The organism is Vibrio sp. SBT000027 (genome assembly GCF_963894355.1).
Lineage (GTDB): Bacteria > Pseudomonadota > Gammaproteobacteria > Enterobacterales > Vibrionaceae > Vibrio > Vibrio splendidus.
In genome coordinates this window covers 1,087,449-1,107,973 of record NZ_CAWQGD010000001.1, presented here as the reverse complement: position 1 = coordinate 1,107,973, position 20,525 = coordinate 1,087,449, and the positions used below count along the sequence as shown (strand labels likewise).

The following is a 20,525-nucleotide window of genomic DNA, read 5'->3' as shown; positions in this document are numbered from 1 at the left end:
AAAACTCAGACTAGAGCCAACGGACAAGAACAAAAAAAGCAGCCTCTATTTGGGCTGCTTTTTTGATCGTGTTTTTTGAACGAGCGGTTTATTAGCTAACTTGTTTTAGCCACTTAACCTTTGAAAGGCTGAACTTCCCAGCGAGCAAATGGCGCTTTTGCGTTAATCCCTGCTCTTCCCCAACGGTCTACGGAATCAACAACAAGAATTCGCTCATGCGGTACCAGTGACTTAATTAACGTCGTTGGCTTTTTCGATGTGACTAACCAGAGTGCATCGTCTTCTGAAAACATGGCTTTGAGTTTCGCTTTGTCTTGATCTGTCCATTCAAGTTCTGCTTTGAACATGCGCTCTTCAACAAACAGTTGGCTACCTGAAGCGAAATCTTCCAAACTTTCTGAAAGCAACAATACTGAATCTACGTCGTTATCCAATAACACCGCTTGTTGCTTGTTAATCAGTTCACGAACATCAAGCATTACGCGCTGTAGGTTGCTATCAATGGTCTCAGCTTGCGCCGGCCACAACAACTTAAAGTCATCAGCCACAATTGCCGCCATACGCGTTAGATTGGTTGGGTTTAACCACGCGTATTTAGACACTTCACCATTTGATAACGTCAGCGCAGCGACACCTTGCGCACGCGGTGTAATCGCTTGAGCAGCATCAACCTCAACCAAGTGGATGTTGCCTTGTCTTGCGTATACAAATGTAGGATCAGCTTGCCAGATAGATGACAGCGTTAGTGCAACGGTCGCCTTTTCTCCTGATTGAAGGACTTTGCTCGCCCCCTTAGTACCAAACCAGTTAGGCAGACGATCAATACCGTAGCGTTTTGGTGGTAGGTATTCAGTCGTAATGTCTGTGCCTTTGGTCAGCTCAGTTGCCAACGCGTAGGTCACCGGCGTACTGGTTAGGATATCTTCAGCATTAACATTGAGAGACACCATTGAGCCAACCAACAATAGACTACTAAGTGCACTCACTTGAGTCGCTGTTTTTACTGAGCTTGAAATACGATTCATCAAAGAAGTCATGGTTATGCCTTTCTTATAATTCGGTATAGCGTCGCCGCTAGGAAAAACGTTGCAGAAACGATGATGATTGAAGCGCCCGATGGCACTGGCAGTTTAAGCTCCATCGGTAATACCGTTCCGACCAAACACGCGATGGTTGCCAGCAACGCAGAAAGCAAAACAAAGCTGCCCATGCGTTTTGTCAACAGTCGAGCCGTCGCGCCTGGGATGAGCAGTAATGCCCCAACAAGAACCGCACCCACGATCTTCACTGCTGCAATCGTCACCAAAGTAATCATCATGACAAACAAGTAGTCATAAAAGCTGGTGTTATAGCCACGAACCTTGGCAATATCAGGGCTAATACAAGTGAGAAGAATACGGTTGAACGTCGGTATCAAGAGCAAAATGATGAGTGCGCAGCTGCCTGCGAGAATCGCTAAGTCTTGATCTGTTACCGTGAGAATCGAACCAAACAGCACGTTCTCAAGCATGTGAATGTTGATCTTACGGGCAACGTACATCAGCAATGCCGCGCCCACTGCCAGCGCTAACGCGAGAAAAACGCCAACTAAGGTATCGTATGGCACATTGGTTCTGTTTCTTACAAAATGAAGAAGCAAAGCAAAGATCATACAGAAACTGAACAGACCAATAATTGGGTTTTCTGGTGGCTCACCAAGCAAAACACCGATAGCAATACCGGTTAATGCAGCGTGACCTACCGCTTCAGAGAAGAAAGCCAGACGCTTTGCAATCACCAAAGTACCAAGGCCACCTAATAACGGGCCGAGTAATAGCGCCGCAACCAAAGCATTCACCATGAACGCGTACATGAAGCTGTCTGATAACCAACCCGCTTCAACGCCACTTATGGCAAGTTGTCGTAACCAATCCATTACGCAACCTCCTTCGATTTAACGATAGCTACGCCACTGCTGTAGTGCTGGAACAAGCTTTCAATCTTACTTGGGTGTAGTACCTGTTCATGTGGACCACTATCCACCAAGAATCGATTCACAACATGTACATTAGCCTCTAGGCGACGCACTGCGGTTACATCATGGTGAACGGCAAGAATCGTGCGACCTTCGTCAACGCATTCACGAACTAGCGATTCTAAATAACGAACGCCTTGTTCATCCATGCCTGTCGTTGGTTCATCCAACACTAATAAACTTGGGTTATCCAATAAGGCTTGAGCAAACAATACACGTTGTTGTTCACCGCCCGATAACTGGCCCATACGGCGGTCGCTACGAGTCGCCATTCCCACTCGATCTAATTGTGCTAATGCAAGATCCAGCTGCTTAGACTTGCGACGCCAAAATAGCGGAATTCGAGTTTGGTTAAGCAACACGAAATCCATTACCGTCAGGGGTAAGCTCGATTCGAAGGCCGCTTTTTGAGGAACGTAACCAATACTTGGCTTTTCTGGCCAATGAATATTGATTTGCCCAGAGAAAGGTGTCAGACCAAGAACAGAGCGCAGCAAAGACGTTTTGCCTCCGCCGTTTGGCCCCATGATCACATGGCACTGACCCGCTTTAAGTTCTAGTGAGATATCGTCAAGTATGACGTTATTGTCGTATTGCAGACCGAGTTGATTGATTGAAATTGATGGACCTAGCATTATGCGTTCCCGCTTTGAGCTTGGTTCGCCGCCGCAAATTTCATTGCTTCGATTAACGTTTCTAAGTTCTTCTTCATCTCAACTTCAACTTTGTCGTCTTCATATTCGCCATGCGTCATGTGAGAGAAACGGTAAAGCTGAACACCTGTTTCCGCTTCAATCGTGTCTACAAAACGGTTTGGCATGTTTAGCTCGTAGAACAGAACATCAATGCCCGATGCGCGGATCTTTTCGATCGTCTCTTGCAGCTGGCTCGCACTTGGTTCAACACCGTGTGCAGGCTCAATCACCGCCGCAACATCCACACCAAACTCTTGAAGGATGTAGCCATACGCGTTGTGCGTAGTCGCTACCTTCATACCTGATGTATCTAGCTCACCTAATGACAACATCGCATCGCGCTTCATAAAGCGAAATTGCTTTGCGTATTTACGTGCGTTCTTGCGATAAAACGTAGCGTTGTCTGGGTCAAGCTTAGAGACTTCACTGGCGATGGTGTAAACCTTTTGAATCGTTGTCGAAAGCCCAACAAAGGTATGCGGGTTCACAGCACCTTGACCAACAGACTGGCCTAATGCGGGAAGTAGAGGCACTTCTTTGTTTGCTTCGATCACCACTAAGTCATCACGTTGCGCGGCTGAAATCACTTTAAGCGCGAAGTCATCGTGACCAATACCGTTTACCACGAGGGCGTCCATCTGGCTCAATCGCTTCAAGTCGTTCGGTTGTGGCAAGTAGTTATGCGGATTAAAGCCAGCATCAACCAAAGGAAGGATGTTCACTTTGTCACCCACAACGGCTTTTACGTAGCTGTAGTAGGGCTGTAGGGTTATACCAATCGTTAGCTTGTCGCTATCGATCTTGTATTCTTTTGCCAATGCATTGGGTGTCATTAGCACCGCTAATAACGACATCAATAGAGTCATAATTCGCATAGTAAATCTCTTATAATTAGTGAGCATTTTTGTAAGCCGGATTGTTTAATGAGAAGAAGCATCATGCTGCTCAACTTCTGATTCATTGACGACCATTTTCCAGCCAGCAGATTCAAGTGTGTTCTCATCAAAATTAGTCGGTTGACTTGCTACGCCACCAAAGAAAATCCAGATTTCAGGAGAGACACTGTTGGCGTTTAAAATAAAGGAGTCAGCAAAGCCATGTTCGCTTTGTGCAGCATATTCACTTGGTGCAGTATCTTCACTTGATGTAGCTTGTTCACTTGGTGTAGAAAAGTAGTAACCACGCTCGTCTAATAACCAAGTATGAGAACCTTTGCGCTTCCAGCTCTGATCTTCAACAAATGGCGCGACCCATTCATCTTTAAGTGACACAACACTTGGCCATTCGCCGTCTGAGTCCATACGCAGGTCGCGAATCTCTTCATGCGCTAAACGCAGCTCTGATAACATCGCCAAGTTTTCTTGTTCGACATCGGTCACTAAGATTTGATGATCAAGTACCGCTTTGGTATGCGATTCTGCTTGATGAAATGGGATAGCTATCGTGGCAAAGCTCAGAATGAACACAATGATCAGCCCTACCCATTTGCCTTCTCTGCCACCCGTGTCAGCACGTACACCTTGAATCATCATTTCTCGCTGATCTCAACAACGTCTACTTCAACAGGAAACTCGTGGCCAGAATCAAACACAAGGTAGAACTCAGTGTCAGGGTTTGGAAACTCAACGATAGAGCGCTTATCCGTCATCTCTTTTGCAATCAAATTATCTTCGTAGTCGTACATCTCAACCGCGTAATCAATCGCTTTACTACCGTCTGAATAACCCGCTTCGCAAGCAACGGTTTTGCCTTCAAACCAGCAACTCATCAGGGGAAAGTGTGCTTGCGCAGGTAATGCAGCGAAACCAAGTCCCAAAGCCAAGCATGGAGTGATTATCGATTTTAGTTTTGTTTTTATTGTCATGGTTCGTACCCTAGCCACAGTGCAAATTCTCAGAAGTAAACTGAGCGATAAAGGGCTCAAATGAGCCCTTAAGTTTTTTGGTCGTTTAATCAGGGATCTAGCCCCGATATCACAATTATTGAAGCAGTGCTTCGAACGTTAGGTGAACGTTCGCGCTTGCTTTGTCTGCCAGTGGGTTGTCAATCAACTCACCTTTGTAGTTCGCTTTCATTACGTAGCGACCAGCCACGTCTGGAGTGAACGTGATTTCGCCGTTCTCATCACTCACTACATCAATCTGTTCTTGGTGGTTGCGGTAAAGCGTGCCTTCACGAGTGATTTCCGCTTTCACGTCTTTTTGAATTTCACCGTTGTAGAAGAATTGGAATGTCACAGGTTCACCTTCAATGATGTCTGAAGGATGCGTGACTGGCTTCATTTCAAGTAGCTTGCCTTCAATCTTAAATACTGAATCCGATGGCTTACCCACTGTGATGTAGCTTTCCGCACGGGTGAAACTAATTTGTGTTACCACGTCACGCGATTTTTCTGGAAGAACTGAATCACGTTCCGCTTTGTTTGCTTTGACCCATTTCACTGTGTCACGACGACCCGCTTTGTATTGCGTGTAGTAAGAAGGCTCATTGTTAATCGCCACTTTGTGCGTGCCTTCTTCTTCAAAGTAGAAATCAAAGATTGAACGACGTTTGCCGCGAACAACAAAGTTAGGACGTTCGCTACGGCCATCAGGCATGATGACATGTGCATTTTCACTGCCTGCAGGCTTATCAAAAACAAACGTACCGTGAGATGCAGTCACGTCGAACGTTAGCCAATCGCCGCCTTCTTTCGATACGGTAAAGTGTGATGGCAAAATCCAGCGTGGGTGAGCTTGTGCCGTTGTCGTCGCTGCTAGGCCGAATGCCATCACACCCGCTAGTGCAAGTGCCTTAATTTTTGTTTGTTTCATCATGTTCAATTCCATTATTTATAATTGTTAGCCGTGTCGCTCTATCTGAGCCTACGATGACGACTGTCTATTCTGTTCAGCTTGGTTTTACTGTTCGTACTTACTAGTTACTATTCGCACTTACTATTTAGCTATATAGTTCAGATTGATTTCACCCGTCTCTTCTGTCGCCTTTAGCTCATAAGAAGCATTTACATCCGTTAGCGATACTTTTTGACGAAGGTAATTGCGGCCACCGTGTTCACGCACAACCTCGATATGGACCGTGTATTCGCCTTGCTCTAGAGCTTGGCCGTCATCGCTCTTACCATCCCAAACGAAACGGTACTGGCCAGCAGGACGCGTTGCAGACGTCACAGCATCAACCAGTTCACGATCGTAACGTCCTACCTTTCTCCACCAGCTACGTAAATCTTTCAGCCATTCATCTTTACCGACCCAAAGCTCAATGGTTTTCACTGAATTTCGTTCGCTGTTCTCTACCCATACCGCCACATAAGGACGCGCGTACATAGAGGTATCGATCTTTGGAAGCTTAAAGTTCACATCAAGTTTTGCCGTATCAGGGATCGCTTGTGCCATACCTACGCTTGGCAAAAGAGATAAAGCAAGAAGCGCCTTGCTCCAGTTCATTTTTTTCATGTTTAACAACCTTTTAAATCCGTTTAACCTTTAGTTCGTTCTTCAAGCTGATTCACTAAACTGACTCATCAGCCTAATTCATCAAGCTAACGAGGGGTTAAGGTACGGCGACAAAATAGATAGCAAGTGAGATTGCAGAACCAAATACCGTCCATTTAATGGAGGTATTCAGTGTTTTTTTCTTAGGTAACAGTAAGCACACGCCTGTAAGTACAAAGAAGATCATCAGTAGCGCTGTGATATCGATGAACCACTTCCAAACTTCACCGCTGTTACGGCCTTTGTGTAGATCGTTCAAAAGTGCGATAACGCCGTAATTGGTGGTTTCGACTTCCACCATTTCAGACGCCACGTCAACAAACACAGAAGCGTTGTAGCCCGGTCCTTTGAAGTCCATAGACACTTCACCGATCAGCAACTCACCGTCATCAATCTCGGCGTAGATGTCTAAACCTGAAGGAACGCCAGATAGGTTGGCTTCTTCAAACAGAAAGGTTTCAAAGGCCGTTTCGTCGGCTTTTAATCGCCCGTCTTGGATTGAAAATAAACTTGTAGGAAGCGTTAACGTAGACCGTTGGATATTGGGTTGAGTTGATTCAAATAACTCAGGTCGATTAAGGGTGATACCTGTCACTGAGAAGAAAAGAACAACGAACAGAAGCGCCATTGAAATATAAACATGAAGTCGACGAGCCCATGATTGAACCGCCCTACTTTTTAACGACATACAAACCAATACCTATAAATTTTATGGCGTCAATTTAGTTGATAATCATTCGTATTGGCATTCAATTTACATTGTTTACGTTTGCCGAGCGGCGTAAGGAAATTTACATAACATTACATGGGAAGTAATCGAACTGTTTGCATATTCTTGCTAACTTGTATTAGAGGCAATTGATAAGTTGTATTTGAGCTAACTGATAACAAGCTCAAGCCTCAAAAAAAACTCAATCTAAACATGCTTGATTGAGATTAGTTTAAGGTAGCAATAGTGGCTTTAACGATTGAGAATTGGGACTATTCGGCGGTTGGATCACTTTAAAGATCAACAAACAATGGGTTCGTCGGTGGATGTACGTTGCCAACAAGTAGAATCAACAACCGACGAAAGAGAGCTAAATAAGCTTAAAGGGATTTTGACATGCGTATTATTGTTGTTTTGGTTTTTGCTGCGCTAATAACAGCGTGCAGTAGCCAAGTGGCCAGCACGGAAGAACATATCCAGAAGTACATAGGTTCAGACATAGCCGAAGTACAAGAACGCTACCTAACCGAACGCTCACGGCCTATCAGCTTTTGGGAATCACGAACGTTTGCATGGAAAGAGACTCAAAAAACATTAGAGGATGGTAGTACTCTGCACGCTTTTAAAAACCCTTCTCGTGATTGCACGATAAACTGGATCGCTGACACCAATGGAATAATTAAAAGTGCAACGTCTAGTGGGGCGATGTGCGATCCGTAATCGATTAATCCTACAGTAAAACTAGATGGACTCTAGCCGATTAAATTATGAGATAAATTGAAAAAGGGTGTCATTTGAACCATAAAATGACACCCTTTTGCTTTTCTTATTTCTTATGTGCAGCTTCTTGTCTTCTGTTTGCTATGAGCAGTTAGACGTTTCCGTTATCACTCACAGTTCTTAGCTGAGTCAGATACTTAATCCAACCTTTCGCTTCAGAAGAGGGTTCAATGTTGTTCGCACGCTTAGCTTGAGCAAGCGCGTTGTCTAGGTTCTTTAACTTATACCATGAGCGCACTTTTGCTAATGCAACGTCAGCCTGTTTGTTTTTGTCTTTCACTTTGTCTAAAACAACAAGCGCTCGGTCGTAGTAACCTTGCTGAACCAATAGTTGAGCCACATTCCAATGATATTGAGTGTCTTTTTTAGACGCTAACGTCCACACTTCAATCGCATTGTCCCACTCTTTCGCTAGCTGCCAGTAGGTTGCTTGCTCTGCCAGAAGTTGAACGTCGCTGTTCGCATCATCTAGCTTGCTAATTTCTTCAGCAGCTCGCTCTGGAATACCTCGTTTGGCATAAAGCTGTGCTAATAAACGGCGATCCGAATTTTTAAGCTCAACGCCCTGTAAATCAGCCAGTGCTAACGTGTTCAATGCATCACGATTACGTTCCAATCTTAGCTGAATACCGACAAGTTGACGCCACCAGTTATCTTTCTCTGGTTGAAGTTCAATGAGGCTTTCCAGTGTCGGAATAGACTGCTTCCACTGTTTTAACTGAAGCTGTGCGCCCAATTTTAGCGATAGAGGCGACAACTCTGCTTTTGAATTGAATTTGTCTCGATTACCGATGGCAACTAAGACTTTCGACCAGTTTTCAATTTGGTATTCAGCTTGTGCAATGCGCATCCAAAGCGTGTCTTTCTTTTCTTTTTCTGGCGCTGTTTTCACTAACTCGTAATAGTGCGGAAGCGCGTTTTTAAACTGCTGATCGTTCAACAACAAATCAGCCAGCATGCGTTTCGTTATCCAAGCTTGCTCATCAACCAGCAAATTGCTGTCGACCGCATAAGTAAGCTGCTTGATTGCCGTGTCGGTTTTGCCATCTTGCCAGTAAAACACACCAAGCATACGAGCTACGTACGCTTTGTCGTAGCCTTTCGAAAGCTCCAAGCCTGCAAGAACGTCAATCGCCTGTTTAACCTGTTCATCTTGAGCAAGCTTGTGCGCCTTTTGAACACGAATAGCAGTATATTGAGTTAGCTCTTTTGCTTGTGTTGTAAGGGGCATTAACAACAAGCCCACTAATATCCATATCTGTTTCATCATTTTGCCAACTTAAACTCTAGTTTCACGGTTTGACCAACCTGAGCTATCGCTTTTCCATCGACGACTTTCGGTTGATATTTCCATTTTTTAAGTGCTCTCATCGCTTCACGTTCAAACATACGACGTGGGTTTGCGTCAGTGACTTGAATATCAACTGGGCGCCCCGTCTCATCGATAGTAAAAGACATAATGACATGACCTTCAGCGCCACGCTTAAGCGCCTTCGCTGGGTAACGAGGTTCTACTCGATACAGAGGCATTGCCTGTTGGTTCGACCCAAAATCAGAAAATGTCGGTGCGTTAATCGCTAAGCCATCAACCGATGTATTCAAATCCAATGACGGCAGTGAAGACATCGAATTCAGAGGCGTAACTTCAGCTTGTGACTGAGACGTTTTCGCTTCCGGTGGCGGCTCTGGCATTTCTGGTTTTTCAGGCACTGCACGCTGTCTTCTTTGGACTTCTTGTTCTTGTTCCACCATCACCATATTGAAACTTAACGTCTCACTATTATCTGGTGAACGTTGGTGGCCATTATCGACCATCCAAGCCATAAAAGAAAACAGAGCTAAGCCCAATGCGCCCGCTAGCGGTAAAGCAAGAAATAGGCGAATCATTTATGAAGATCCTCCAAGATCATCGCTTTTCAGCAGCAAGCGCAATGTTTTTAACACCCGCACCTTTAGCAGCGTCCATCACTTTAACAACCGTACCGTTGTAAGCGTGTTCATCCGCTTGAATAACCAAAGAAGCATCAGGTTGTTCTAGCAACAAGTGTTCTAACGTTGCTTGGACACGTTCAACATCAACAACACGTTTATCTATGAAGATGTCATTCGCAGAAGTAATCGCAACAAAGATGCCCGCATCCTTTTGGCTTACTACGTTAGACGCTTGTGGTCGATTGACTTCAACCCCTGATTCACGAACAAATGAACTGGTCACAATAAAGAAAATAAGCATGATAAATACAATATCAAGCATCGAAGTAAGGTCTATTTGAGCCTCTTCGTTTTTAGAATGACGTCGACCGAGTCTCATCGTTGACTCCTTAAAGATTTTTCTAATTTCAATTCTAAGCGGTTACACACTTTCGCTAAACGAGCGTGAACAAACATGCCCGCTAATGCAGCAACCATACCCGCCATGGTTGGCAGTGTTGCCAACGAGATACCTGAAGCCATCAATTTAGGATCGCTGCTTCCTTGAGTCGCCATGACATCAAAAACAGAGATCATACCGGTTACGGTGCCTAACAAGCCCAACATCGGACAAATAGCGACTAACAGCTTAATAAAATTCAAGTTTTGGTTAAGTAAGATACTCGCTTGGCCTAACCAACCTTCACGAATGGCTTTAGCATGCCAAGAAGAGTGATCTTCTCTTTCATGCCACTTAGTAATCCAAGTTTGGCGCTGCTTTGGAAAGTAGAACGCAAGATAAAGCACGCGTTCTACCACAAGCACCCAATACACAAGGACAACAGCGGCTAGCCACCACAGGACGAAACCGCCCTGCTCCATAAAGCTTGATAAAGACAGCAGCCAGTCACTCGTTAACCAACTTGCTGGTAATAGAGAACCCGACAAAATATCCATTACGCAGCAGTCCCAACTGGTGAAACAACAGGTTTTGATTCAACCGTCTTTTCTGCCTGTTCAGCAACAAGGCCAATCCCTTGTTTCTCAAGAATATTGCGAATGTTCTCTGATTGAGTGCTAAGAATGTTATGTGCCAGTAGTAGTGGCATTGCAGCAACAAGACCAAGTACGGTTGTTACAAGCGCCATCGAAATACCACCCGCCATCACTTTAGGGTCGCCATTGCCAAACTGTGTAATCACTTGGAATGTTTCGATCATGCCGGTTACGGTACCCAACAAGCCAAGCATAGGTGCGAGCGCTGCTAGAAGTTTCAGCATCGACAAACCTTTCTCTAGGTGAGTCTGTTCATCAACGACCGCTTCTAAAAGACGTAGCTCAAGTGCTTCAACCGTTTGGTTTTGCTCTTTTCTGTAAACTGCAAGAACACGGCCTAGAGGGTTGTCGCCCGCTTGTTCAGGGTTCTTAAGTTGTGCGCGAATTTTCTGACGAGCGATAGCCAAAGAAATACCACGAACCAATGCGATGATTAAACCAATTGCCAACAAGCCAAGAATCACTTTACCAACAACACCACCCGCTTGAAGGCGGTCAGTTAGGCTTGGTTCCAAAGCTAATTGATCTAGCATGAATCCACGGGAGGGATCGACTACCACGTTAGACACTTCGCCATTAGCTAATGTAGAAAGTGACGCCAGTGTTGGACCATTTGATGGCTGCTTCAAGTAAACAATCGCATCTTGGTGCTTAGAGTCCCACCATACGTAACCTGGTTCTGCAACCAAACCAATAGAACCTAGGCGATAAACTTCTGCACTTTCAGTTACTCCCTCATCATTAACAAGAGCAACAGTCGATTTGCTTATCTCCGAGCTCGCTTTGATTTGCTCCATCATGCTTAACCAAAGGCCTGTTAATTGAGACATCGAAGGCAATGATTTAGCGTCCACGATGTCATAAACAGTTTCTGTGTAAACAGCTCGATCGACATTAGTAACGGTGTCAGATAGTTCATGATCGAGATCTTTCGCGTTTTGTCTTACAACTCCAAACAACTCACCTAAGCTACCAGTCTCTAAACGCAGTTTCTCTTCTAAACGAGCCAGTTTGTTTTCGTTATCACTGAATGTACTCGTTAGAACGTCTGTCGCGTTTTGAACCGATGTACGTTTCGCATCAAGCTGCGCTTTGATGGCTTTGAGTTCTTGTTCTGTCTTTTTGAAGTCAGCCTCACGCACCACGTTATGAGAAGCTTGAGTGCGGCTTTCTGATTTTGCTTTATTAACTAGCTGAGCAGTCGTGTCTGATGCAGAGAAAGCAGAAAATGAAATGGACGTAATGCAAAGCAATGCTGCTAATGGCTTAAAGTTCATTACTTAACCTCCGCAACAGTTAAAGAAACAGGTAAAGTGATTAAGCTTGGAGATGCTTGCTTATTAGCAATATCGTACGCTTTGTCCAACTCAGATTTCATCGAAGAATCAAGCTCTTGCCATTGGGCGCTATTTTGGTCCCAAGACCAATATTGAGTACCATTCAAGTTACGAGCGACTAGTGAAATACGTCCAAGATGCAAAACGTCAACTTCAAGTACTTTATCTTTACTTAATTCGACACGGCTTGAATAAGAACTGAGCTTAATACCGTAATCCACTTCAATTTGATACGCCTCTAAGATACGGCGATACTTTTCAGCGTCGCTGACATCAGCACGAGTTATCATCGCTTTCAGCTTTTCAACGCGACGCAGACGGCTCTTTTTCTTGAAAGGAAGATCACTTTCAATAACTTCTTGGAGGCCATCGATCATCTTGTACATTAAAGGCACAACACCTTGACGCGTTAGTTTAATTTCATCGATCTGCCCTTCAATGCTCTGAGCTTCTTGATTCTGGCTTTCAACCAATGCAGCAAGGTGATCGTGATAGATTTCTAGATTTTTCACTTCTTCTTGCAGACGCTCAATCTCAGCTTGCAACATTAGAGTCGCTTGTGAGCTTTTATCAATAACCTTTTGGCTCGAAGCCGACGCGTTATTGGTCTTGTTTTGAATTGATTGAGCTTGATCCAAGCTGTTTGCCATAGAAGACGTTGCAACCAAACTGATGGCAAGCGCTAGGCTAGTTTTTAAAAGATTCATAATTGTAGTCATTTACTATAAGAAGAAGGTCAAATGAGTTTTATTGATAAGCAGTCTCATTATCATTAAAAGTCACTCGCATTACTAGGGATATTTTTACTAAATAGCAGAATCACGAAAGGGGAAAGTCGAAACCTTCCCCTTAGTATTTAAGCTATCAATGACATCCTACAGACAAATTAGTATTTAACCTGCAGTGTTGCCATGTAGTTGCGACCTTCGCCAACAACTACACTACTTGTGCTGCCGCCTTCAAGGTAATCTGTATCAAACAGGTTTTCTACATTGAAACGAGCAACGAAATCTAGGTTTTCGTCATACTTCATTGTATGGGCGATACCCATGTCTACACGAGTGTAAGCATCTTTCTTAAACGTGTTAGCGCTTTCTGTGTAACGCTCACCTACATGGTAAACACCTAGGTTTACATCAGTACCATTGTTGAATGCATAAGTAGACCAAATACTTGCAGTAAACTCAGGAACGTCTGCTGGAGTTTTACCTTCAAGTGCAGGATCATTTTGGTATTCAGCATCCAAGAACATGGTTGATGCACTCAAAGAGAATGCTTCCGTCATGTAGCCCGTTGCAGCCAGTTCAACACCCTTATGAACTTGTTCACCAACTTGAGTTGTACGTGCGTCTTTACCGTTGTTGTTTGCCGGGTCTAGATCTTCCGTCACTTGCATGTTCGATTGAGTGATTTGGAAAACCGCTCCAGATACGAACAGACGTTCGTCAAACAGTTCCCACTTAGAACCTAGTTCGTAAAGCGTACCCTTCTTAGCATCTTGAGACTGACCAAAGTTCACGTCATCTTTATCTGTGATTTCGCCAACAGGTTCGAAACTTTCAGAGTAAACCGCGTAAATCGAACCATTAGGCGCTGGTGAATAAATCACACCAAGCTTAGGAAGAATGTTGTTGTAGCTTTCTTCTTGATTAGAACTGCTCGTCGTTTTGTCGTAAGCGAAACGTACGCCACCAAGTACTTGCCACTGTTCAGTCAGTGTTACTAGATCTTGAACGTAAAGACCGTAGTGCTGGCTTTCAGAGTGAGACACTTCATTGTCGTTCTTGTAGCTAACGTTAGAAGGCATATCAAAGCCGTTACCACATGCAGCGGCAGCTTCTGTTTCTGTTGCGTTAACACATGTGTAGCCAGAATCGTATAAACGCTCGTAATCGTAATGAAGACCATTCACACCAACAAGTAGGCGGTGGTTTACACCTAGTGCATCGAAATCACCAGTAAAATCTACATAAGCCGTATCAAACGTCCATTCATCGTGACGGTCTGATACCTTGTAGCCGTAACCGCCGCTCTTATCGCTATATACTGTGTTGTTTGATTCTGTACGTTGACGTTCATAGAACTGACGGCTGATGCCTGTCTTCACAGACCAAGCGTCGTTCAAGTTAGCGGTTACAGATGCACCGTAGTTTGCAACGTCGTTATCTGTTTGAGCAAAGCGTTGGTCATTAACCGTGTTAGGGTCGATAACTTTACCAGTAGAAGTATCGATTTTAGAACCGTTGTCTAAATCGCCCTCTTCAATAGTGCGGTCGTAATGAACAGACAACATGATGTCTTCGTTGATATCGTAATCAACAAATAGACCACCAACGAAACGGTCCGTCTCTACATCGGTGCCATCAAAACGTGTACGGTAAGAGTCTTGATTTTCTTGTGAAACAATAAGACGAGCACGTAAAGTTTGGTCATCGTTCAATGAGCCGCTTACATCAGCAGTAGTACGAGTGTAGCTATCAGAACCAATATCTTGGCTTACGTTAACTTGAGTTTCGTATGTTGGCTTCTTAGAAACCATGTTCACAAGGCCGCCAGGAGCAGACTTACCGTAAAGTAGACCAGCAGGGCCTTTCAATACTTCAACTCGCTCCAAAAGCTCTACTGGCTGACGGTAGTGAGACCAGTGTTGGACGCCATCACGCAGGTAGCCAGAGCTACTCTCCAAATCAAAACCACGAAGCGTGAAACGCTCACGGTTAGTTGACTTAGAACCCGCACCAACAGATGCGTCGTTTTTAAGAACTTCACCTAACGTACTTGCACGCTGTTCATCGATGATTTGCTCATCGATTACTGAAACTTGTCCCGGAGTCTCTAATTGAGTCGCCTCCATGCGCATTGCTGTAGTGTTTGTGTCGGCCTTGTAACCGTAGTCACGACCTTCAACAACCATGTGCTCGTCTGTTTTTGCTGTTTCTGCCAATACTGCTGGTGAAGCTAATACTGCGCCGATCACTAAGGCCAATGGGCTCTTTGAAAACATGTCCTTTACTCCGCTTTTATTCTTTTTTACGAGCACTTTGTTATTTATTCGATGTGCTCGGTTGAACCGTTTCCGGTACCACTGAATCATTTCGGGAGTGAATATAAGTGATAACTATTACCATTTGCATTAAATTTACATTCTTTGCATTCGTAAAGATTTGTAAAGCCCACTGAACGTACACTTTCTTTAGCTCCACAAAATCAATTCAATACGTTAATTGAGCGTGCAGATCTGTAAACATGAATTCAACATTTCACTATAAGGTCATTTGTCTGATCAATCTAAGCAGCCAAGATCAATACAAATACTGTCTTATCTTATTTACTACCTTTGAAACGACTGATTGATGTATAAAACCCTCGATAAATGTAAATAAACGGTGAATTATTTTGTTTTTATTTGTTTAATTTACACAATTATCAGTGATTCTGATCACATCTATAATTTCAAACTCATTTTTTGTTTTTCGATTTGATCAACCGACTGCTAATCTCCCGCTCACTTTGAAAAGGTATCAAAGTTATAAATAATAAGGAGTGTTCTAAATGAATACCAAGAAACCTATGTCTCTAACTGGTCGAGTTATCCTCGGTATGGTCGTGGGCATATTAACGGGATTTGCCATTCAATCCCTTTTTGCAGACAGCGGATTTGTTAACAACTACATCGTTAACGGACTCTTTGAAGTAGGCGGACAGATTTTTGTCGCCAGTTTAAAAATGCTTGTTGTGCCACTAGTCTTCGTTTCACTAGTGTGCGGTACAAGCTCTCTTAAAGACTTATCAACTCTTGGCCGTATGGGGGGCAAAACGCTTGCACTTTATATCGGTACTACAGCCGTTGCTATCACTCTAGCACTCACTATCGGTAACCTGTTCCAACCTGGAGCTGGTGCGGATCTTACTGCTGCGAGCTCTTTCAAATCAGCGGATGCCCCTTCTTTGGGCCAAGTAATCATCGACATGTTCCCAACCAACCCTATTCAGGCGATGGCTGAGGGCAAAACGCTGCAAGTAATCGTATTTGCTGTGTTGTTTGGTATTGCTATCAGTGCAGCGGGTAAACCTGGCGAGCGTATCGCAGCGGTATTCTCTGACTTGAACGAAGTGATCATGAAGCTTGTCGCACTTCTGATGAACCTTGCGCCTTACGGTGTGTTCTTCTTGATGGCGAAGCTGTTCTCTGGCCTTGGTTTAAGCGCAATTTGGAACCTAGCAGAATACTTCTTAGTACTTGCTGGTACCCTACTTCTACACGGTCTGGTTACCTACAGCGCAATGCTTAAAGGATTCACAGGCCTAAGCCCGATTACGTTCTTACGTAAGATGGAAGATGCAATCATGTTTGCATTCTCAACCGCATCTTCAAACGCAACAATTCCAGTAACGATGGAAACGGCTAAAAACCGCATGGGCGTAGACAACAAAGTCGCTTCTTTCACTGTACCACTAGGTGCAACTGTGAACATGGACGGCACTGCTATCATGCAGGGTGTTGCAACGGCATTTATCGCACAGGCATACAACATCGACCTGACCATGGGTGATTACCTTATGGTTATCCTAACAGCGACATTGGCGTCTGTTGGTACTGCAGGTGTTCCAGGTGTAGGTCTTGTTATGCTAGCGATGGTCTTGAACCAAGTTGGTCTACCGCTTGAAGGTATCGCGCTTATCATGGGTGTTGACCGCCTTCTTGATATGATTCGTACCGCAGTAAACATCACAGGTGATAGTGCCGTAACTATCATTGTGGCTAAGTCTGAAGGTTCTTTTGACGAAGCTCGCTTCAATGACCCTGCAGCTGGTGAGAAAGAAGAAGAAGTTAAGCTTACACGCCAACAGGCATAATCTAGCTTCTCTGTCGCTCTTACCGTCAAGCTGAGGCGTAATTAATGGCTATGCCTAGCTGATAATCAAAAGCGTATAAACAAAAACGCCACTGCATCTGCAGTGGCGTTTTTTATTGGGCTATGTTTCTAAGCTATATCTCTAAGCTATATTTCTAAGCTATATTTCTGAGCAATATTTCTAAGCTATGTTTCTTAGCACGCTTTCAGTCATAGTTATCTATGGAGCAAGACAGGTAACAGCAGGAAGCTAATCGGCGATTGGGAACATTAGATTTACTCTCAATCCCCCACCTTCTCTATTCTCAGCGGTTACATGCCCATTCATCACACCCATGGCTTCCTTCACGATCGCAAGACCTAACCCGTAACCACCAGACTGTTTATCGCGCGCTGACTCTATGCGAGTAAACGGGTCGAATATCCCTGCAATCTTGTTATCAGGAATGCCATCACCGTCATCCTCTACAGATATGACACTGTAACGTTTGTCGGTTAACAATTCGTAAGTCGTCACGACAACATGAGCATTCTCACCGGCGTATTTAATTGCGTTACCGACCAAATTACCAATCACTCTGAGAAGCAACCTCTCATCAACATGAACCATTGATGTCGGCGTTTCTAAATCGCCTACTAAGGTTTGATTCGGCTTCAAGTCGTTTTGCATCTGCGCGATGAGCATCGAACAGTAATGCTCAAGATGCATCAAGCTCGACTTAGAATCATAACGTGACGTTTCTAAGCGACTGAATTCAAGGATTTCCCCCACCAGCTTGTTCATCTCTTCGGTTTCACTTTCCATTCGCTCAAGCAAGCCAATGCTCTTATCATCGACCTTGCTGCGTAAAAGATGTAAGGCTAGGTTTTGCCTTGCCAATGGTGTTCTAAGCTCATGAGACACATCACGAATCAAACGACGTTGCTTTTCAGCGAGAGACTTAATCTCTACCGTCATATGATCAAAATCATGAGCAAGTTCGTTGAATTCACGCGTCGTGGAATTTAACTCAGAAACAACACTGACAGTGAAGTCGCCTTGCGCAAGTCTGCGGCTCGCTTCTCTTAATCTATCCAGCGGCTGCTGCAGGCTTTTCGCCATGATAATTGAGAACAGAGACAACACGATCAAAGCTATTACCGCTTTCAACATGTAAGAATATGGCGCAAAAGATTTTGCGGGGTGAAACTGGTGTGGGAGTTGGATAACCAGTGTTTTACCGTTATTGAGTGGCAGGCCGAATATCGGCTTACTCACACGATCACTAAGTTGGTGATCTAACGTTCGCAAGTACTTGAGTTTGAATTCAAAGTGCGGGTGCATGTGTCGATGAGTAATGGGTCGATTGTTTTCGTCGATAACAAACAGATAGTAGCCTTGAGCATTACCCCAGTCGGCTAACTCATCCATGTCACCTTCCTCAATCAGCACATTGGCTTGGTAGGCGAGGTCGAGCATTTCAGACTTTACCGATTCAGGTACCTTCAATAAGGCTTTCATCAACGCTCGTTCCGCGACGCCTTGGAGGATCAAGATGCTTACTAGGATCACCGTCAGGTAGCTGAATAATTGAAACGTTAAGCCATCCTTACGCTTGGCAATAAAATCAGGGCAACGCAGCAGTTTTTGGCTCATACCCCTACCGACTCTAGGTAGCTATAACCTTTACCACGAACGGTTTTGATGTGTTGTTTAGACAAGCCAGCCTGAACAAGCTTTCGTCGTATATTACTGATGTGCATATCTAAATTACGATCGAAAGGACAAAGCTCTTTCTTTAGAACATGGATTTGAAGGTCAGATTTAGATACGACAATCCCGTCATTTTTGACAAGATAATCCAACAGGTCTTTTTCAGTGCCCGTGAGAGGTAAACGAGAAAGTTGTTCACACAAGCCCTGATTAGATGAAGCCAAAGATTGCCTTTGACGTTCAAAACCAACGCGGCGCAAGATCACCTTAATACGGGTTAGGAGCTCAGGAACATTGAAAGGTTTGGCGATGTACTGGTCGGCTCCAGCTTGGTAGCCATCCAGCATAGAGGCATCGTCGTTTAGTGCAGTCAGCATAAGAATGGGAGTAGCAAAACGCTGACAAATACGCCTTGCCACTTGAATTCCGCTCAAGTTTGGAAGCATTACGTCTAGTAGAACCAAATCGACAGGGTTCGATTGAATAAACTCTAGCGCAGATTCACCACAATGAACGGTATCAACGTGATACCCCTCATTTTCCAATACTTCACCCAGTAACTCACACAACTGGATATCATCATCAACAACTAAAACGCGAGACATTGCACACACCGATAAATAAGAACAGTTTGCATTCTAATTATCGTTATTATTGATTTCAATTATAAAGTGCGGGATTTCCTCTATAGAAGAAAATCTTTTTCAATCGGTACAAATTTTGAGGCAGAATCGATAAGATTTTGAGCAGTTAACCCCGGAACACCATACACTTCAACAGGTTTGCCAAAACGCTCTTTGATTCGCTCTACAAGGATTTCGAAATCACCATCTCCTGATACCAAAACAATCGTATCAACCGTCTCAGCAAGTTCTATCGCATCTAACGCGATACCTACATCCCAATCCCCTTTTGCGCTTCCATCTCGACGCTGAATAAAGGGTTTTAACTTCACATTAAAGCCAACACCGCGGAGGATATGGTGGAATTGACGCTGTTTAGGATCTTGGCTTGAGATTGCGTAAGCATTAGCTGCCACAACGTTACGCCCTTCCGTGGCAACATACCAAAACTGGTTATAGTCGAAGTTAGAACGGTATTTGTCGCGCGTTGTGTAGTAAACGTTCTGAACGTCGACCAAAATTGCTATGTTTTCCATAATTTCATACCTTTAGATTTTCCGTATACCCTATTCTATTCAACTCTAAAATGCGAGCCGCTTTCTTTAATAAAAATGAACTCATTAGCTATGCTTAACGTAGCTATTATTGGCTTAACGTAGCTGTTATCGGCTTAACGTCGCTACTATTAGCTTAACGCAGCTGTTATTGGCTTAACGTCGCTATTGTTAGCTCAACGTAGCTGTTATTCGCTTAACTCAGAGCTTGTTTGAGTTTATCAAGGAAGGTGGGACATGCAGTACCAACAAATAATCAGATCATACCTTGGCAACAACACCAACGGCTCAGTCTTGGCCTTTTGCTGCGCAGCGATAACCAAAGCAATATCCAAACCATTAAAAACTCTATTAACAAGCGCGGTTATGTTTATGATTCTGTCAGTCAACTCGTTACACGCTTACCCAGCCTACTCTCACTCCAAGGCCTTACCGCACCGCAGTGTGATCTATTTTGCACCGAAGGAAGATTCTGCCGTCAAAGAGTTTCTCAATGAAGTGTTGATCAATAACTGTCAATTGGATGAACGAGACGTGGTTATCATAGTCATCGCGGAAAGCGGCTACACAGTTCCTACTTGGCTTGAAGAAGAATTTAACTTAGAGGCGGTAACCGACAGCTATGGAATACCGAAAGGCTCACATACTGCTGTTTTGATAGGTAAAGACGGAAAAGAAAAGCACCGATGGAATGGGAAGACGGATTGGAACCTTATCACCAACATTATTGATGAGATGCCTATACGCCAAAAAGAAATGCAGCGACAAAGTAGCCGCTGCAGTATTTGATTCTTAGTCAGCTA

Annotated in this window: 22 protein-coding genes; 3 read left to right on the top strand and 19 right to left on the bottom strand. The window is 44.1% G+C overall.

Annotated elements, in window-relative coordinates; translation table 11 throughout:
- Window positions 1–113 precede the first annotated feature (113 nt).
- The 9 genes from AACU28_RS04735 to AACU28_RS04695 form a co-directional block, all read right to left on the bottom strand.
- On the bottom strand, window positions 114–1,037 hold the full coding sequence (locus AACU28_RS04735) for an ABC transporter substrate-binding protein (protein WP_121602461.1): 924 nt from the start codon (window positions 1,035–1,037) through the stop codon (window positions 114–116).
- Between the two features lie 2 nt (window positions 1,038–1,039).
- Entirely contained in the window at window positions 1,040–1,915 is an 876-nt protein-coding gene (locus AACU28_RS04730) for a metal ABC transporter permease (RefSeq protein ID WP_004731167.1), read from the bottom strand.
- On the bottom strand, window positions 1,915–2,649 hold the full coding sequence (locus tag AACU28_RS04725; RefSeq protein WP_017090388.1) for a metal ABC transporter ATP-binding protein: 735 nt from the start codon (window positions 2,647–2,649) through the stop codon (window positions 1,915–1,917). Before AACU28_RS04725 ends, AACU28_RS04730 begins: the two co-directional genes overlap by 1 nt.
- A complete protein-coding gene (locus tag AACU28_RS04720; protein ID WP_121602460.1) occupies window positions 2,649–3,584 on the bottom strand; it encodes a metal ABC transporter solute-binding protein, Zn/Mn family in 936 nt (311 codons plus the stop codon). Before AACU28_RS04720 ends, AACU28_RS04725 begins: the two co-directional genes overlap by 1 nt.
- Window positions 3,585–3,629: 45 nt before the next feature.
- Entirely contained in the window at window positions 3,630–4,241 is a 612-nt protein-coding gene (locus AACU28_RS04715; protein WP_121602459.1) for a DUF6162 family protein, read from the bottom strand.
- Window positions 4,238–4,573 (bottom strand): hypothetical protein, encoded by a 336-nt coding sequence (locus tag AACU28_RS04710; protein WP_017079279.1) that lies wholly within the window; start codon window positions 4,571–4,573, stop codon window positions 4,238–4,240. The genes AACU28_RS04715 and AACU28_RS04710 overlap by 4 nt, the downstream gene beginning before the upstream one ends.
- A gap of 115 nt (window positions 4,574–4,688) precedes the next feature.
- On the bottom strand, window positions 4,689–5,525 hold the full coding sequence (locus AACU28_RS04705) for a DUF4198 domain-containing protein (protein WP_017093562.1): 837 nt from the start codon (window positions 5,523–5,525) through the stop codon (window positions 4,689–4,691).
- 120 nt (window positions 5,526–5,645) lie between these two features.
- Window positions 5,646–6,164 (bottom strand): DUF2271 domain-containing protein, encoded by a 519-nt coding sequence (locus AACU28_RS04700; protein WP_121602458.1) that lies wholly within the window; start codon window positions 6,162–6,164, stop codon window positions 5,646–5,648.
- 97 nt (window positions 6,165–6,261) lie between these two features.
- Window positions 6,262–6,891 carry a PepSY-associated TM helix domain-containing protein gene (locus tag AACU28_RS04695; protein WP_121602457.1) on the bottom strand — a complete coding sequence of 210 codons (630 nt, stop codon included), beginning with the start codon at window positions 6,889–6,891 and terminating at the stop codon, window positions 6,262–6,264.
- 417 nt (window positions 6,892–7,308) lie between these two features.
- On the opposite strand from AACU28_RS04695, the gene AACU28_RS04690 reads away from it, so the two are divergent.
- The gene (locus AACU28_RS04690; RefSeq protein WP_099165171.1) at window positions 7,309–7,632 is read left to right on the top strand and encodes a hypothetical protein; all 324 of its coding nucleotides are present in this window, start codon (window positions 7,309–7,311) and stop codon (window positions 7,630–7,632) included.
- Between the two features lie 151 nt (window positions 7,633–7,783).
- Here the strand turns inward: AACU28_RS04690 and AACU28_RS04685 are convergent, their stop codons facing one another.
- The 7 genes from AACU28_RS04685 to AACU28_RS04655 all read right to left on the bottom strand — a co-directional run bounded on the left by AACU28_RS04685 (window position 7,784) and on the right by AACU28_RS04655 (window position 15,000).
- Window positions 7,784–8,962 carry a tetratricopeptide repeat protein gene (locus tag AACU28_RS04685; RefSeq protein ID WP_065607091.1) on the bottom strand — a complete coding sequence of 393 codons (1,179 nt, stop codon included), beginning with the start codon at window positions 8,960–8,962 and terminating at the stop codon, window positions 7,784–7,786.
- Entirely contained in the window at window positions 8,959–9,579 is a 621-nt protein-coding gene (locus tag AACU28_RS04680) for an energy transducer TonB (RefSeq protein WP_017093558.1), read from the bottom strand. The genes AACU28_RS04685 and AACU28_RS04680 overlap by 4 nt, the downstream gene beginning before the upstream one ends.
- Window positions 9,580–9,598: 19 nt before the next feature.
- Entirely contained in the window at window positions 9,599–10,003 is a 405-nt protein-coding gene (locus AACU28_RS04675) for an ExbD/TolR family protein (protein WP_004731145.1), read from the bottom strand.
- Complete coding sequence (locus tag AACU28_RS04670; protein WP_081230652.1) at window positions 10,000–10,560, bottom strand: MotA/TolQ/ExbB proton channel family protein; 561 nt, start codon at window positions 10,558–10,560, stop codon at window positions 10,000–10,002. The genes AACU28_RS04675 and AACU28_RS04670 overlap by 4 nt, the downstream gene beginning before the upstream one ends.
- The gene (locus tag AACU28_RS04665; RefSeq protein ID WP_104215069.1) at window positions 10,560–11,936 is read right to left on the bottom strand and encodes a MotA/TolQ/ExbB proton channel family protein; all 1,377 of its coding nucleotides are present in this window, start codon (window positions 11,934–11,936) and stop codon (window positions 10,560–10,562) included. The genes AACU28_RS04670 and AACU28_RS04665 overlap by 1 nt, the downstream gene beginning before the upstream one ends.
- Window positions 11,936–12,703, bottom strand: a complete 768-nt coding sequence (locus AACU28_RS04660) for a DUF3450 domain-containing protein (RefSeq protein WP_017090377.1) — start codon at window positions 12,701–12,703, stop codon at window positions 11,936–11,938. Before AACU28_RS04660 ends, AACU28_RS04665 begins: the two co-directional genes overlap by 1 nt.
- A 179-nt stretch (window positions 12,704–12,882) precedes the next feature.
- Window positions 12,883–15,000 carry a TonB-dependent siderophore receptor gene (locus AACU28_RS04655; RefSeq protein WP_121602456.1) on the bottom strand — a complete coding sequence of 706 codons (2,118 nt, stop codon included), beginning with the start codon at window positions 14,998–15,000 and terminating at the stop codon, window positions 12,883–12,885.
- 548 nt (window positions 15,001–15,548) lie between these two features.
- Between AACU28_RS04655 and AACU28_RS04650 the strand changes: the two genes are divergently transcribed.
- A complete protein-coding gene (locus AACU28_RS04650; RefSeq protein WP_017093555.1) occupies window positions 15,549–16,853 on the top strand; it encodes a dicarboxylate/amino acid:cation symporter in 1,305 nt (434 codons plus the stop codon).
- Window positions 16,854–17,102: 249 nt separating this feature from the next.
- On the opposite strand, the gene AACU28_RS04645 is transcribed toward AACU28_RS04650, so the two are convergent.
- The 3 genes from AACU28_RS04645 to AACU28_RS04635 all read right to left on the bottom strand — a co-directional run bounded on the left by AACU28_RS04645 (window position 17,103) and on the right by AACU28_RS04635 (window position 19,704).
- Window positions 17,103–18,488: a sensor histidine kinase gene (locus AACU28_RS04645; RefSeq protein WP_121602455.1), complete on the bottom strand. Its 1,386-nt coding sequence runs from the start codon at window positions 18,486–18,488 to the stop codon at window positions 17,103–17,105.
- Window positions 18,485–19,150, bottom strand: coding sequence for a response regulator transcription factor (locus AACU28_RS04640; protein ID WP_017082140.1), 666 nt, complete (start codon window positions 19,148–19,150; stop codon window positions 18,485–18,487). Before AACU28_RS04640 ends, AACU28_RS04645 begins: the two co-directional genes overlap by 4 nt.
- An 80-nt stretch (window positions 19,151–19,230) precedes the next feature.
- Window positions 19,231–19,704: a LabA-like NYN domain-containing protein gene (locus AACU28_RS04635; RefSeq protein WP_004731130.1), complete on the bottom strand. Its 474-nt coding sequence runs from the start codon at window positions 19,702–19,704 to the stop codon at window positions 19,231–19,233.
- A 255-nt stretch (window positions 19,705–19,959) separates the two neighbouring features.
- Between AACU28_RS04635 and AACU28_RS04630 the strand changes: the two genes are divergently transcribed.
- Window positions 19,960–20,511, top strand: a complete 552-nt coding sequence (locus tag AACU28_RS04630) for a DUF4174 domain-containing protein (protein WP_121602454.1) — start codon at window positions 19,960–19,962, stop codon at window positions 20,509–20,511.
- Window positions 20,512–20,525 lie beyond the last annotated feature (14 nt).

Coding starts and splice junctions, on each gene's coding strand:
- AACU28_RS04735 (WP_121602461.1), bottom strand. CDS start 1,037: ATGACTTCTTTGATGAATCGTATTTCAAGCTCAGTAAAAACAGCGACT.
- AACU28_RS04730 (WP_004731167.1), bottom strand. CDS start 1,915: ATGGATTGGTTACGACAACTTGCCATAAGTGGCGTTGAAGCGGGTTGG.
- AACU28_RS04725 (WP_017090388.1), bottom strand. CDS start 2,649: ATGCTAGGTCCATCAATTTCAATCAATCAACTCGGTCTGCAATACGAC.
- AACU28_RS04720 (WP_121602460.1), bottom strand. CDS start 3,584: ATGCGAATTATGACTCTATTGATGTCGTTATTAGCGGTGCTAATGACA.
- AACU28_RS04715 (WP_121602459.1), bottom strand. CDS start 4,241: ATGATGATTCAAGGTGTACGTGCTGACACGGGTGGCAGAGAAGGCAAA.
- AACU28_RS04710 (WP_017079279.1), bottom strand. CDS start 4,573: ATGACAATAAAAACAAAACTAAAATCGATAATCACTCCATGCTTGGCT.
- AACU28_RS04705 (WP_017093562.1), bottom strand. CDS start 5,525: ATGATGAAACAAACAAAAATTAAGGCACTTGCACTAGCGGGTGTGATG.
- AACU28_RS04700 (WP_121602458.1), bottom strand. CDS start 6,164: ATGAAAAAAATGAACTGGAGCAAGGCGCTTCTTGCTTTATCTCTTTTG.
- AACU28_RS04695 (WP_121602457.1), bottom strand. CDS start 6,891: ATGTCGTTAAAAAGTAGGGCGGTTCAATCATGGGCTCGTCGACTTCAT.
- AACU28_RS04690 (WP_099165171.1), top strand. CDS start 7,309: ATGCGTATTATTGTTGTTTTGGTTTTTGCTGCGCTAATAACAGCGTGC.
- AACU28_RS04685 (WP_065607091.1), bottom strand. CDS start 8,962: ATGATGAAACAGATATGGATATTAGTGGGCTTGTTGTTAATGCCCCTT.
- AACU28_RS04680 (WP_017093558.1), bottom strand. CDS start 9,579: ATGATTCGCCTATTTCTTGCTTTACCGCTAGCGGGCGCATTGGGCTTA.
- AACU28_RS04675 (WP_004731145.1), bottom strand. CDS start 10,003: ATGAGACTCGGTCGACGTCATTCTAAAAACGAAGAGGCTCAAATAGAC.
- AACU28_RS04670 (WP_081230652.1), bottom strand. CDS start 10,560: ATGGATATTTTGTCGGGTTCTCTATTACCAGCAAGTTGGTTAACGAGT.
- AACU28_RS04665 (WP_104215069.1), bottom strand. CDS start 11,936: ATGAACTTTAAGCCATTAGCAGCATTGCTTTGCATTACGTCCATTTCA.
- AACU28_RS04660 (WP_017090377.1), bottom strand. CDS start 12,703: ATGAATCTTTTAAAAACTAGCCTAGCGCTTGCCATCAGTTTGGTTGCA.
- AACU28_RS04655 (WP_121602456.1), bottom strand. CDS start 15,000: ATGTTTTCAAAGAGCCCATTGGCCTTAGTGATCGGCGCAGTATTAGCT.
- AACU28_RS04650 (WP_017093555.1), top strand. CDS start 15,549: ATGAATACCAAGAAACCTATGTCTCTAACTGGTCGAGTTATCCTCGGT.
- AACU28_RS04645 (WP_121602455.1), bottom strand. CDS start 18,488: ATGAGCCAAAAACTGCTGCGTTGCCCTGATTTTATTGCCAAGCGTAAG.
- AACU28_RS04640 (WP_017082140.1), bottom strand. CDS start 19,150: ATGTCTCGCGTTTTAGTTGTTGATGATGATATCCAGTTGTGTGAGTTA.
- AACU28_RS04635 (WP_004731130.1), bottom strand. CDS start 19,704: ATGGAAAACATAGCAATTTTGGTCGACGTTCAGAACGTTTACTACACA.
- AACU28_RS04630 (WP_121602454.1), top strand. CDS start 19,960: ATGCAGTACCAACAAATAATCAGATCATACCTTGGCAACAACACCAAC.